We start from the raw sequence: 13,823 nt of genomic DNA, 5'->3' as shown, positions 1-13,823 counted from the left end.
CCGTGCCCGGCAGGTGTTTTTGTTTCAATTTCGCCGGGGAAAGTAAGAAAGATGGATTGCAGAGGAAGGCTTCAAAAAGTATACTATCTGTAGGGGGTATACTCCGACGGATAATAGATTATAAATCAACAATGATGGCCTTGAGACCAACTCAGGGTTTTTTCATTTTATGCATAAAACGGCTTTATTCAATTGATGGGGCACCTTCAGATTATGGATAAAATGAAGGAAGGAAGAGCATCTTAGGAAAGAGGTATATTTATATGGCGCAATTATTTTTCAAGCACGGTGCAATGAACAGTGGAAAGTCTATTGAAATCTTAAAAGTTGCACATAACTACGAGGAACAGGATAAACCGGTTCTTATCTTCACTTCCGGTATCGATACAAGGGATGAGGTAGGGATGGTGTCAAGCCGTATTGGATTGCGCCGGGATGCAATTCCAGTCTTTGACGATACGGATCTGTTTGAGACAGTAAAGGCATATCCTGAAAAGCTATATTGCGTGCTTGTCGATGAAGTTCAGTTTTTGAAGAAAGAGCATGTGATCCAGCTGACACGTATTGTAGATGAATTAAATATCCCGGTTATGGGCTTCGGTCTGAAAAATGATTTCCAAAATGAGTTGTTCGAAGGAAGCCGTTACATGCTCATCTATGCCGATAAAATTGAGGAAATGAAGACGATTTGCTGGTTCTGCCATAAAAAGGCGACGATGAACCTGCGTGTCGATGAACATAAAAAGCCGGTATACACGGGTGACCAAATTCAAATCGGGGGCAATGATACATATTACCCTGTTTGCCGTAAATGCCATAACAACCCGCCGTTGTAAACTGAATACGTGATGAAGCTGAATGTAAGGAGTTGCAGCAGCAGATTATCTTTTTGCTTAAGTATGCCTGCTTCTTTCTTATGAATAATGCTAGCACGAAGGCTGTGAATTCATTATACTAATGTAGGTAGATTGAGAAGAGATAAAGTTGGTTATTTATCGTATTTGTTTGAGTGGGGAAAGGACCCGGTATAGTAAGAGAAGGGAGTTCCCACCTGTCCGGTAAAGAATGAGAGCAAAAATAAGAAGAGGTGAAACTATGTTTGATCGGTTACAAGCGGTTGAAGATCGTTACGAACGTTTAAATGAATTATTAAGTGATCCCGATATCGTGAATGATAGTAAAAAGTTACGTGAATATTCAAAAGAGCAATCAGACATCCAGGAAACAGTCGAGGCTTACCGTGAATATAAAGAGGCAAAACAGCAATTTGCTGATGCACGGGAAATGCTGGAGATTGAAAAAGATCCCGATATGCTGGAAATGGTAAAGGAAGAATTCAATGAATTGAAGGGGCAGATCGAGGAATTGGAAGAACGCCTTCGCATTTTATTACTTCCGAAAGACCCGAACGACAATAAAAACGTAATTATGGAAATCCGGGGTGCGGCAGGCGGTGATGAAGCGAATATCTTCGCAGGGGACCTATTCCGCATGTATACACGCTATGCTGAATCACAAGGCTGGAAAATCGATATTATGGAAGCAACACCGAACGCGGCAGGCGGCTATAAAGAGGTAATCTTTATGATTAACGGTCAAGGTGCTTATTCTAAACTGAAGTTTGAAAATGGCGCACACCGTGTGCAACGTGTACCGGCGACAGAATCGCAAGGTCGTATTCATACATCAACAGCTACGGTAGCCTGTCTGCCAGAGGTACATGTAGAAGAAGTAGAAATTCATGAAAAAGATATCCGTGTAGATACATTTGCTTCTTCTGGTGCAGGTGGTCAATCGGTAAATACAACGATGTCAGCTGTGCGTATGACCCACTTACCTACAGGTGTTGTTGTATCGATGCAGGATGAGCGTTCTCAAATCAAAAACCGCGAAAAGGCGATGAAAATTTTAGTAGCGCGTGTAGCAGAATTACACCGTTCGGAGGCGCAGGCTGAAATCGATTCTACACGTAAATCAGCTGTTGGAACAGGCGACCGTTCTGAACGTATCCGCACATACAATTATCCACAAAACCGTGTAACGGACCACCGCATCGGTTTAACTTTACAAAAGCTTGACCAAATCGTCGAAGGAAAGCTTGACGAAATCATTGATACTCTTATTTTAGAAGAACAGGCTTCTAAATTGGAGAAGTTAAATCAAGATGCATAAAACAGTATGGGAGGCCCTGAACGGGGCTTCTTCTTTTTTGACGGATAAAGGTCGCGATGAAAATGCTGCACGTCTGCTCCTGCAGCATATTTTACAAACAAATTATTCAGGCTTGATGATGCGTGCCCATGATGTATTGGCCGAAGAGCAGCTTGAACTGTTTCAATCGTATGTAGAAGAGCATGCAAAAGGCCGCCCTGTGCAGTACATTACAGGTATGGAGGAATTCTATGGACGCGAGTTTCTTGTGGATGAGTCGGTCCTTATTCCGCGTCCGGAAACTGAGGAGCTGATTGTCTGTGCGGTGAATCATTGCCGGAAGCTTTTTGGAGATAGGCAGTTCAAGCTTGTAGATATTGGGACAGGCAGCGGGGCAATCGCTGTCACAATGAAAAAGGAACTTCCGCAAGCACAGGTGACAGCGACGGATATTTCGCAGGCTGCTTTACAAACTGCTGTGAAAAATGCGGAAAGACTTCAGGCGGAAATTGATTTTCGGTTAGGTGATCTTACAGAGCCTATTCAGGATGAGAAATGGGACGTTGTCTTATCAAATCCTCCCTATATTGCATTTGAAGAAAAGGCGGAAATGTCGGAAGTAGTACTTGATCATGAACCGCACTCTGCCCTTTTTGCAGAGGAAGAGGGGCTGATGCTATATCGTAAGCTGGCGGAGGACTTGCCGAAGTGTATGAATAAACCAGGTTTTATCGCTGTAGAAATCGGCTATAGGCAAGGACCGGCAGTGAAAAAAATGTTTGAAGAGGCGTTTCCGGCAGCGGTTGTGGAAGTCGTGAAAGACATTAATGGAAAAAATCGTATTGTTTTTTGTGAAATAGTAGAATAAAAAAGATCCTCCTTGTCCACAATGCTAGACAAGGAGGGATTTTCATGTTAAATGATTACGAGATTAAGAGAAATGATAAAATACTAGCGGTTCTGAAATTATTGATTAGCGCACTTGGCCTATATATTATTATTAATCTATCACCTAGTTTTGTAGAGCTGCTGGACGAAAGCCGCCCGAGCTATGCGGAGGATGTAGTTGTGCGTGTCATTGCCAACAGCAATACAGAAAAAGACCAGCAGATGAAAAAACAGGTTGTCGCGGATATGCAGGATTTTTTAAAGGAATCTTCTGTTAAGGAGGAAGAATTAGTACCATCCATTCAGACGTTTATTCAGCAGCAATATCCACATGCCCCGATTCAACTAAAATCTGGGGATAACTTAATTCCGCCGAAACTAATCATGCGGACATTTTATCCACAGGTGTCAACGAATTCATTGGTTGTTGTTATCGGAGAGGGCCGTGGGGAGAATTGGTTCTGCTCAGCATTCCCAAGCATCTGTGACAAACCGGAAAAAACAGAAGAAGACGAAGAAAAACAAAAAGTACGTTTTAAATTTATAGAGTGGCTGAAGGAAAAGTTCTTCTAAAGTAGAGAGATTATCGACTTATACACACATTCTGATTACTTATTAACAGATTGTGGATTATTTACAATATTTCTTCTAAATAAAGGGGAGAAAGTATGAAAACAGAAATATTAGTTGTGGATAAGAGTGTGAATAGTAAGAAAACTTATGCACAGGCTGTGGATATGTTAAATGCGGGACAAGTGGTTGCTTTCCCAACTGAAACGGTATACGGACTCGGAGCAGTGGCCACGGATGATACGGCAGTAAAACGGATTTTTGAAGCGAAGGGACGCCCCTCGGACAATCCGTTAATTGTACATATTGGGACAATTGAAGAGTTACATGATTATATAGAAGACATTCCGCCTGTGGCAAAGAAATGTATGGAAGCATTTTGGCCGGGACCGCTTACTCTTGTAATGAAAGCGAAGCCGGGTGTTCTTGCACCGAGCGTAACTGCGGGGTTATCCACAGTAGGAATGCGGATGCCCGATCATCCGGTAGCCCTTGAACTGCTCCGCACATTGCAAAAACCGGTTGCTGCACCAAGCGCAAATCGCAGTGGTAAACCAAGCCCGACAAAGGCTGAACATGTAGCAGAAGATTTGAATGGGATCATTCCGTGTATACTGGACGGAGGTATAACAGGGATCGGTTTAGAATCTACTGTATTGGATGTAACGCTACATCCACCTGTTATTCTTCGGCCTGGCGGAGTCACAAAGGAAATGCTGGAAAATGTAATAGGGCCTGTATTGGAACCGTCACATGAAGAGCAGCGTATCGAATCTACCCCAAAGGCTCCGGGCATGAAATATACCCACTACTCACCTGAGGCACCGGTTTTTCTTATTGAAGAAACGGCCAATATCCGGGCAGCTATAGAAAATCTGCAGCAGCAAGGCCATAAAGTAGCCCTGCTGGCACCGAAAACCTATAAAGAGACAGCAGCGGATTACTTCTTTACATTCGGGGAAGAGAACAATCTGGAACAGATGGGCGCTCATTTATACGATGCCCTTCGCAGCTGTGATAAGACGGATGCCACTATTATTCTTGCGACAGCTACTTCTAAAAAAGGCATGGGCTCTGCTATTATGAACCGGCTTGAAAAAGCAGCCGGTGAAAAATGGTTTACATTATAAAAAGGAACTTCACATGAAAATGTGGAGTTTTTTTGTGTATAAATCATTTTCCTTTGCTGTATACATCTATTGTGGATAAAAATACATCATAAATAAAAGTAAGAAAAAAACAAGAAATTCATATAATGAAATTATTTGTGGCCGATAATAAAAATGTTATTTCAATTATTTGAAGATAGTATCTGCAGGGGAATTTTTGCTGAATAGGTAAAAATGAGGACCTATATCTTACCATTTGGTCACTTTTCTTCTATTCCTAAATTTGATATGCTAAGAAATGAAATAGAGCAAATAGGTCAATTAGTATATAAGTGTCGAAAAAACAACTAAAAATGGAGAGATTGGCATGAATATTTATTTTGTGTGCACAGGAAATACATGCAGAAGTCCTATGGCTGAGGCTATATTAAAAAGTAAAAAAATACCAAACATTCATGTGAAATCAGCAGGCATCTATGCATTGGAAGGGGGCGGAATGTCGGAAAATGCCCGAGCGGTTCTGATGGAAGAAAATATTCATCATGACCATGTCTCAAAACAAATCAACGAGCAGGATATTGAGTGGGCAGATTTAATTCTTACCATGACAAGTGCTCATAAGGAAATGCTCATTCGTACGTATGACCAGGCGAAGAATAAAATCTATACATTAAAGGAATACGTCGCTCCTTACAGCAGTCAGGATGTATTTGACCCGTTTGGCGGTGATATTTCGACTTATAAACAGACATATCAAGAGTTGAAGCGACTAATTGAGCAGTTCGAATCGAAATATAGAGAGGGGTAAGGTTTATGGAAGCAAAGGGGAGGATGTTTAATCTCCGGAGAAAATTGGTGTTATTTGTTGGTGTATTAGCGCTTGTAACGTATTCAACAAGCTTTGTTTTCAACGAATTCATCCAGCCGACTTTTTTTTCGTCGGTAGATCAGAAGCTTTTTGAAATTATTACATATAGTTTAGGGATTACATGGTCATGTATACTGGCAGCAATCTTTAGTATCGTCATTATTAAACCACTGCAGTTATTGGAGAAAACGGCGGTCCGTGTAGCTGAAGGAAAAATTGGCCAGGATGTGGAAATGCCAAAGTCAAATGATGAGATCCGATCTGTAGCTGAAGCTTTCCAGTTGATGCTCGTTAATTTAAGAGGAATGGTAGAAGGAATAGATCGGAATTTCCAAACGACGAACGAAACGATCCATCATCTATCGCAGCAGACAGCAGCCGCCCGCACAGAAGCATCAAATATTGCAAGCACAGTTGGGCAAATATCAAGAGGTGCTGATGCATCCGCGCAAGCCGTCCAGGATACGGCGGAAGCGATTGAAGATGTTCGCATTTTAGCGAATGAAGTAAATGATCTTGCGGTTAATTCTGCCTCGAAATCTCACATTATAATTAAAGATTTATCGCATACGACAACATCTATCCAAAGCCTGGTCGATGGTATCCAGCTTATCGCACAGGGGAATGAACAAGCGCTTGTGAACATCCGGGAGCTTGAAAGAAATGCCGAACAGGTAGAGCATATTATCGGCCTAGTCGGTGATATTGCCGCCCAGACGAATTTGCTTGCTTTAAATGCTTCTATTGAAGCAGCCCGTGCAGGTGAGCATGGGAAAGGCTTCGCGGTCGTTGCCGAAGAGGTACGGAAGCTGGCCGATGAAAGTGCGAGTGCTGTAAAAGGGATTACAGACCTGATTCAAACAATTCAGCAAAATGTTCATATAGTCGTCAAGCAAATGCATGAGCAGGTAGACTTTGCCGTGAAGGAATCAAACAGAGTGTCCGAGACGACTTCTGCTGTACAAGGGATGGAAGAAAGCGTCCATGAAATGGCGGATGCCGTTATTTATATTTCTACCCTGATCGAAAAACAAATGCATAATATTGAAATGACAGCCCGCCAGTCGCATGAAGTCGCGGCAATTGCCGAGCAAACATCAGCAAGTACGGAGGAAGTTAGCTCAGCGACAGAAGAGCAGGCGTATTCGATTGAACAAATTGAAGAGCTATCGCAAAATCTTCAGCAGCAATCCGATGAGCTGTATAAAGTCATTTTGCAGTTTGATCGAACAACTTAACGAGAAAGCTTCTAAACATCCTTTAGTAGGGGTTTAGGAGCTTTTTCTTTTAGTATACTAATTGAAAGCAGGGTTTTTCTGCTATACCAGCAGTAAAAAAAGGAGTTCGTGGTATGGTCCATGGTATTGTAGGGGAGGGAGGCGCTGTAATTAAGGATTATTAGTTTTTTGCGAAAATAGGTGAATAAATATTATTGAAAATACCTGTAATATACCTTAAAAGTGAACGATATATATAATCTTAGCTAAAACATTCGTATTTAGATGAAAAATGGTCATTTGTTTCTAGTAAAATACGTGTCAATCTGCTGTTAGAAATGGTACACTGTACATGAATATATTTGAAAAGAGGGAATCTTAGTGAAAATCGCTATTTCTTCAGACCATGGCGGTAACAACCTCCGCAAAGAGATTATGGCCTTACTCGATGAGTTACACATCAGCTATGAAGATTTTGGTCCAACGTCAAACGATTCAGTTGATTACCCGGATTATGCGAAGCCTGTTGCCGAGAAGGTAGCGGCTGGGGAATTTGACCGCGGCATCCTGATCTGCGGGACGGGAATTGGGGTTTCGATTGCGGCGAATAAAGTGAAGGGAATTCGTTGTGCACTTGTACACGACGTCTTTTCTGCAAAAGCAACACGTAACCATAATGACTCAAATGTTCTGGCGATGGGTGAACGTGTCATCGGTCCGGGTCTTGCAAGAGAGATTGTCATGACTTGGCTGAATGCAGAATTCGAAGGCGGACGCCATACGCGACGTATCGAAAAGATTTCCGAATTGGAGGGGTAATTGCGTATGACTTTACAGCAGGTGAAGCAAGATATTGCCGCATTGTTGCGTGAAGTTGAACAGCAGGTAACCTTTCAGCCGAAGCAGCTATTCGTCGTCGGTTGCTCTACCTCGGAAGTAGCAGGAGAGAGGATCGGGACAGCGGGTGCAATAGAAGTTGCACAGGCTTTATATGACGAGCTAGAACGCTTTGCCAAAAGACATGATCTTTATTTAGTTTTTCAAGGCTGCGAGCATATCAATCGGGCGCTGACGCTTGAGCGGGCTGCCGCAGAAAAATATCATTTGGAGCCTGTTGCTGTAGTTCCAGTCAGAACGGCTGGCGGCTCCATGTCCGCATATGCCTATACAAAAATGGACGAGCCGGTAGTTGTAGAAACTGTCCAAGCGCACGCGGGCATTGATATCGGCCAAACATTAATTGGCATGCATTTAAAAGTGGTAGCAGTTCCAATCCGTACGTCGGTAAAGAAAATTGGAGAAGCGGTTGTTACAGTAGCGAAGACACGGCCAAGGCTCATCGGCGGGACGCGTGCGCAGTACGAGCTGTAGCAAAGAAAGCTGAAATTTAAATTTTAGGGGGATTCACTGATTATGGCATTTGAAAAATTAGCTGCACAGGATAAGGCAGTACTAGATGGGATTTTAGCAGAGAAAAAACGTCAAAACTCGAACATTGAGCTGATTGCATCCGAAAACTTCGTATCGGAAGCTGTAATGGAAGCGCAGGGCTCATATCTTACAAACAAGTATGCAGAGGGTTATCCAGGCAAGCGCTACTACGGCGGCTGTGAATTTGTGGACGTAGTAGAAGATATCGCACGCGACCGCGTTAAGGAATTGTTCGGCGCAGAGTATGCAAACGTGCAGCCTCATTCAGGAGCACAAGCGAATATGGCAGTCTATCATACAGTACTAAAGCCTGGCGATACGGTGCTTGGTATGAATCTTTCCCATGGTGGCCACTTGACGCACGGCTCTCCGGTTAACTTCTCAGGGGAATTGTATAACTTTGTAGAGTACGGTGTAACAGAAGATACACATGTAATCGACTACAATGATGTGCGTGAAAAGGCAGTCGCGAACAAACCGAAGCTAATCGTTGCCGGTGCTTCTGCTTACCCGCGTGAAATTGATTTTGCAAAATTCCGTGAGATTGCTGATGAAGTGGGTGCTTACCTAATGGTGGATATGGCTCATATCGCAGGTCTGGTAGCTGCAGGTGAGCACCAATCACCGGTACCTTATGCTGATTTCGTTACATCTACTACACATAAAACATTACGAGGACCTCGCGGCGGTTTAATTCTTGCTTCTAAAGAATGGGAGCAAAAATTAAATAAAGCGGTATTCCCGGGCATCCAGGGCGGCCCATTAATGCATGTCATCGCTGCAAAAGCGGTAGCATTCGGTGAAGCGCTTCAGCCGGACTTCAAGGATTATGCGAAACAAATTAAGAAGAACGCTAAGGCATTGGCACAAAGCTTGATGGATGAAGGTGTCGAAATTGTTTCGGGCGGTACGGACAACCACTTATTACTATTAAACGTGAAGTCTTTAGGTTTAACAGGAAAAGTGGCAGAGCATCTGTTGGATGAAGTAGCAATTACTACAAATAAAAATACGATTCCATACGATACAGAATCTCCATTTGTCACATCTGGTGTTCGTGTGGGAACAGCAGCTATTACAACACGCGGCTTCAAAGAAGAAGATGCAACAGAGGTAGGGAAAATCATTGCTGCTGTCTTGAAGAATCCGGAAGACGAAGCAGTAAAGGTGCAGGCACGTGAACGTGTCCAAACATTAACAGACAAATTCCCGTTATATGAATAAATTCTTACTAAAGATACTTTCAACTTAGGTTGAAAGTATCTTTTTTAAAAATATAAAATAGTCAATTGTCATTTTTTTTATTGCGTCCGTCTACTAGTTTCAGTAATAATGGAAAAGAATAGATAGTTAGGAATGTTACTGGAAGAAAGGAGGGTCAAAGATTGATGGCTAACTCTCTTTGTTATGAAACGGATACCCTATTTTATATGCTGAAGGATTTAGGAGATAAGTCGGGTCGTAAGTACTTGATCTTAGATGATGCGTTAGCTGTCCTCTATATGAATGATCTCTATACAGAGCTGGCTGGTTTTGAGCTGGAGGATATTTACCGTTTTCCATTCCGTAGTCTCCTGCAGCAAAAAATACTTTACCATGAGATAGAAGAAATAGAGGAAAGGCTGTATAAGGGGAAAGTCACGAAAGCTGAATTGATGCATACTAGGAAAACCGGCATACCATTTTATGCAGGACTGGAATGCCTCCCATTTCAGGATGAACAAAATAAGACAAAGCTTGTGCTTGTTTTCGTAAAGGACGTTACCTATATACAATTGCAGAGCTTTGTTGATCGATTAGAAAAAGAGATGTTCCAGGCTATTCAAAATGAGATTTCCTTTAATGAAAAAATTCAGCTTATCTGTAATGGGATTGACCATTTATTCCATCGGGAATGCTTTACTGCCTTTGTTTGGGAGCATGAGGGGAAATGTCAGATGATTCAATCGAATGTATGGCACCCGGGAAAAACAATCCAATATACGCTTGAACAGTCTGTAGAGCGCACATGCTACGAAAAATTGATCCAGCTTAGACAAGTGGTAGTCTATGATGACTTCAGCCATTTGCATCTGCACCGCCCGCACAAAGATCTTGCATTAGAAAAGGAATTTACGCGTTGCATTTTTCTTCCTGTTGGTAAGAGTGAGGGAGAGAAACTCGGTGTAATGACGATTTACTTTAATGAACAGGATTATAAAAATGCTGTTTACAGTCATTTCTTTGAGAGAATTGTAGATTTAATCATACTTGCCTACTCCTATGAAAAGAAGCAGCAGCAAATTTATTCATTGGCCTATATGAATTTGTCTACCGGCATGGTAAACCTGAACGGGTTTATAGGAAGGTTAAAGGAATTAAAGGAATGGGATGGGGTCATTCATTTAGTGGAGCCGACGGAGTTTTCGCGTATTGTCGAACTATATGGAAGAGACAGCGGCGAGGCGCTGCTCAAGCAGATGTATGAACGCATTCTGGAAAAATGTGAAGAGAAACATATATTAGTCGGGCGTTTTGTCAGTTCCTCCATTATTTTATATATGGAGAAGGACGAGGCAGAGACAAGGCATATGACGGAATTTTTAAAAACGCTGGTGGAGCAGCCATTTATCGTCGAAGGAAGAAGTATTTACATAACGCTAAAAAGCGGGGGTGCCCCTATTCGAACAGGGCAATCTATAAAAGAAGGAATTCGCCATGCGGAAAGTGCACTGTCGGAGGCGAAAGAATCTTTTGGTACAATGGCTAGATTTTACTGTGAAGAAAAGGATGCACAGCTTGAAAAAGAGTTGCTTATTTTAAATCATTTAACAGAAGCGATTAAGCACAAGGAGATTACGGCCTTTTTCCAGCCGAAAGTCGAGCTTCGAAGAGGGCGAATTACAAGTATGGAGGCATTGGCCCGCTGGACTTCCCCAGTACTAGGTCATGTATCGCCTGCAGATTTTATTCCTGTAGCGGAGCGGGCAGGGCTCATACGGGAGATTGACCTGCAGATTATTGAACAGGTACTCAGATGGTTCCAGCGACGTCAATATGAAGGAAAGCACATTGTACCGATTGCCGTTAATATTTCACCCGAGCATTTTTATTACCCTCGCTTTGTGGAGGAATTAGAGCAGCTGATCAAAAAGTATCATGCAGATCCGAATTACTTAATTATCGAAATTACGGAAAGTCTCGGGCTTGTGGATGTGAAGCGTGCACAGGAAATTATAAAGAAGCTGTATATACGCGGATTAAAAACGAGTGTGGATGATTTCGGGATGGGCTACTCTTCTCTCAGCTATCTGCAAAAGCTGCCTTTTTCAGAGCTGAAGATCGATCGCAGCTTTACGTCCCGTATTCACGAGGCAGGAACTTTGGCTATTGTACGGTCTATCATTCAGATTGCCTACAACTTGGAAATTGATGTCGTAGCAGAAGGGGTAGAGACAAAGGAGCAGGCGGATGTATTGTACCAGCTTGGCTGTAAATGTGCCCAGGGCTACCTATTCTATCGGCCGATGTCGTTTAGAGAATTAGAAGAGAGCAATATACTATAGAAGCAATACGAATTTCAACAATAAACTGTGATATATCGAATGTTACAGTTTATTTTTTTGTGCTATACTAATTCAGATAAACAACAGTTAGGAGAGATCCACCTTATGAGTAAAGTATACGTTTTTGATCATCCATTAATTCAGCACAAGTTAACTTATATCCGTGATAAAAATACAGGGACAAAAGAGTTTCGCGAGCTTGTAGACGAAGTAGCAACACTTATGGCATTTGAAATTACACGTGACCTGCCACTGGAAGAAATCGAGATTGATACACCGGTAACAACTTCTAAAACAAAAGTGTTATCTGGGAAAAAGATTGCGATTGTACCGATTTTACGTGCAGGTATCGGTATGGTAGATGGTGTGTTAAAACTAATACCAGCAGCGAAGGTAGGACATATCGGTTTATACCGTGATCCGGAAACATTACAGCCTGTAGAGTATTATGCAAAGCTTCCAGCGGATGTAGAAGAACGTGATTTCATTATTGTGGACCCTATGTTGGCAACAGGCGGCTCAGCTGTTGAAGCAATCAATTCTTTGAAAAAGCGCGGAGCCAAAAATATTAAATTTATGTGTCTGATCGCTGCTCCAGAAGGCGTAAAAGCAATTCAGGATGCGCATGAAGATGTAGATATTTATATCGCTGCGCTAGATGAAAAGCTAAACGACCATGGATATATTGTACCGGGTCTAGGAGATGCCGGCGACCGTTTATTCGGAACAAAATAAGCAGTCTGGACGTATGCTATCTGGACGAAAGGGACAGCAGAGCGAGAGGTCAATCGGCTGATTGCGGGAAACTGCTGTCCGCTATTATAATCGTTAAGAATCATAATTTGAAAAGAGGGATGTTGCAAAAGCGACATCCCGTTTCTCATAAGAAAGGTAGAGACGAAATGACGAACAAGTTAAAGGTAATGACAATTTTCGGTACGCGACCAGAGGCTATTAAAATGGCACCGCTTGTTTTAGAGCTCCAAAAGTATCCGGAAAAGATCGAATCGATTGTGACAGTAACAGCACAGCACCGCCAAATGCTTGACCAAGTGCTGGAAACTTTTAAAATTACACCGGACTATGATTTAAATATTATGAAGGACCGTCAAACGCTCGTCGATGTGGCAACAAGCGCACTGCAGGGGCTTGATGGGGTAATGAAGGAAGCGAAGCCGGATATCGTCCTTGTGCATGGGGATACAGCAACAACTTTCATCGGCAGTCTAGCTGCTTTTTATAACCAGATTGCAATCGGCCATGTAGAGGCAGGGCTGCGGACAGGACAGAAGTATTCTCCGTACCCAGAGGAGATGAATCGGCAGCTGACAGGTGTAATGGCAGATCTGCATTTTGCACCTACAGAAGTCTCAAAGGAAAATTTACTAAAAGAAAACAAGCCTGCAGAAGCAATTTTTGTAACAGGTAATACAGCGATTGATGCATTACAGACGACAGTGAGCGAAGAATACAGCCATCCGGTTCTTGAAAAGATCGGCCAAGACCGTCTTATTTTATTAACAGCACACCGTCGTGAAAACCTTGGTGATCCAATGCGCAATATGTTCCGTGCTATCAACCGCTTATTGGCCGAACATGAGGATGTGCAAGTCATCTATCCTGTTCATATGAATCCGGCTGTGCGCGAAATAGCAAATGATATTCTAGGTGATAATCCGCGTGTGCATTTAATCGAACCGTTAGAGGTATTTGATTTTCATAACTTTGCAGCCCGTTCATTTATGATCCTGACAGATTCGGGCGGTGTGCAAGAGGAAGCGCCATCTTTAGGAAAACCGGTGCTTGTACTGCGTGATACAACGGAGCGTCCAGAAGGAATTGCAGCGGGTACGCTGAAGCTAGCTGGAACGGATGAGGAAACAATTTATAGCCTGGCGAAGGAATTGCTTACGGATGACCAAGCATATGCAGCGATGGCACATGCTTCCAATCCTTACGGTGATGGTCATGCTTCTAAAAGAATTGTGGAAGCATTGATTAATTTTTTAAATAGAAGTAAATAATAGAAGTAAAAAAATTCAAA

14 protein-coding genes are annotated in these 13,823 nt (G+C 42.5%); all 14 read left to right on the top strand.

Features of this window, described 5'->3' with window-relative positions; translation table 11 throughout:
• Positions 1-221 (top strand): hypothetical protein (locus BOD01S_RS23510; RefSeq protein ID WP_218016438.1); only part of this gene is annotated, 221 nt, incomplete at its 5' end.
• A gap of 42 nt (positions 222-263) precedes the next feature.
• Positions 264-836, top strand: a complete 573-nt coding sequence (locus BOD01S_RS05130; RefSeq protein ID WP_036150843.1) for a thymidine kinase — start codon at positions 264-266, stop codon at positions 834-836.
• 259 nt (positions 837-1,095) lie between these two features.
• A complete protein-coding gene (gene prfA, locus BOD01S_RS05125) occupies positions 1,096-2,172 on the top strand; it encodes a peptide chain release factor 1 (protein WP_036150841.1) in 1,077 nt (358 codons plus the stop codon).
• Positions 2,165-3,019, top strand: coding sequence for a peptide chain release factor N(5)-glutamine methyltransferase (prmC, locus tag BOD01S_RS05120; protein ID WP_036150839.1), 855 nt, complete (start codon positions 2,165-2,167; stop codon positions 3,017-3,019). The genes prfA and prmC overlap by 8 nt, the downstream gene beginning before the upstream one ends.
• A gap of 44 nt (positions 3,020-3,063) precedes the next feature.
• Positions 3,064-3,612 (top strand): stage II sporulation protein R, encoded by a 549-nt coding sequence (locus BOD01S_RS05115; RefSeq protein WP_036150836.1) that lies wholly within the window; start codon positions 3,064-3,066, stop codon positions 3,610-3,612.
• 95 nt (positions 3,613-3,707) lie between these two features.
• The gene (locus BOD01S_RS05110) at positions 3,708-4,739 is read left to right on the top strand and encodes an L-threonylcarbamoyladenylate synthase (protein ID WP_036150833.1); all 1,032 of its coding nucleotides are present in this window, start codon (positions 3,708-3,710) and stop codon (positions 4,737-4,739) included.
• A gap of 346 nt (positions 4,740-5,085) precedes the next feature.
• Positions 5,086-5,526 carry a low molecular weight protein arginine phosphatase gene (locus BOD01S_RS05105; RefSeq protein ID WP_036150829.1) on the top strand — a complete coding sequence of 147 codons (441 nt, stop codon included), beginning with the start codon at positions 5,086-5,088 and terminating at the stop codon, positions 5,524-5,526.
• Between the two features lie 5 nt (positions 5,527-5,531).
• Complete coding sequence (locus BOD01S_RS05100) at positions 5,532-6,824, top strand: methyl-accepting chemotaxis protein (protein WP_036150828.1); 1,293 nt, start codon at positions 5,532-5,534, stop codon at positions 6,822-6,824.
• Positions 6,825-7,184: 360 nt separating this feature from the next.
• Positions 7,185-7,622 (top strand): ribose 5-phosphate isomerase B, encoded by a 438-nt coding sequence (gene rpiB, locus BOD01S_RS05095; protein WP_036150825.1) that lies wholly within the window; start codon positions 7,185-7,187, stop codon positions 7,620-7,622.
• A 6-nt stretch (positions 7,623-7,628) separates the two neighbouring features.
• Positions 7,629-8,174: a TIGR01440 family protein gene (locus BOD01S_RS05090; RefSeq protein WP_036150860.1), complete on the top strand. Its 546-nt coding sequence runs from the start codon at positions 7,629-7,631 to the stop codon at positions 8,172-8,174.
• A 42-nt stretch (positions 8,175-8,216) separates the two neighbouring features.
• Positions 8,217-9,458 carry a serine hydroxymethyltransferase gene (gene glyA, locus BOD01S_RS05085; protein ID WP_036150823.1) on the top strand — a complete coding sequence of 414 codons (1,242 nt, stop codon included), beginning with the start codon at positions 8,217-8,219 and terminating at the stop codon, positions 9,456-9,458.
• 164 nt (positions 9,459-9,622) lie between these two features.
• The gene (locus BOD01S_RS05080) at positions 9,623-11,779 is read left to right on the top strand and encodes a sensor domain-containing protein (RefSeq protein ID WP_052124696.1); all 2,157 of its coding nucleotides are present in this window, start codon (positions 9,623-9,625) and stop codon (positions 11,777-11,779) included.
• Between the two features lie 105 nt (positions 11,780-11,884).
• The gene (gene upp / locus BOD01S_RS05075) at positions 11,885-12,514 is read left to right on the top strand and encodes a uracil phosphoribosyltransferase (protein ID WP_036150820.1); all 630 of its coding nucleotides are present in this window, start codon (positions 11,885-11,887) and stop codon (positions 12,512-12,514) included.
• 167 nt (positions 12,515-12,681) lie between these two features.
• Entirely contained in the window at positions 12,682-13,803 is a 1,122-nt protein-coding gene (wecB, locus tag BOD01S_RS05070) for a non-hydrolyzing UDP-N-acetylglucosamine 2-epimerase (RefSeq protein WP_036150818.1), read from the top strand.
• The last annotated feature ends 20 nt before the right edge of the window (positions 13,804-13,823 follow it).

It is taken from the genome of Lysinibacillus odysseyi 34hs-1 = NBRC 100172 (assembly GCF_001591965.1).
In the GTDB taxonomy this organism is placed as follows: Bacteria; Bacillota; Bacilli; order Bacillales_A; family Planococcaceae; genus Lysinibacillus_B; species Lysinibacillus_B odysseyi.
Note: the sequence above shows the minus strand (reverse complement) of the source record. Positions and strands in the feature narration are given on the sequence as shown.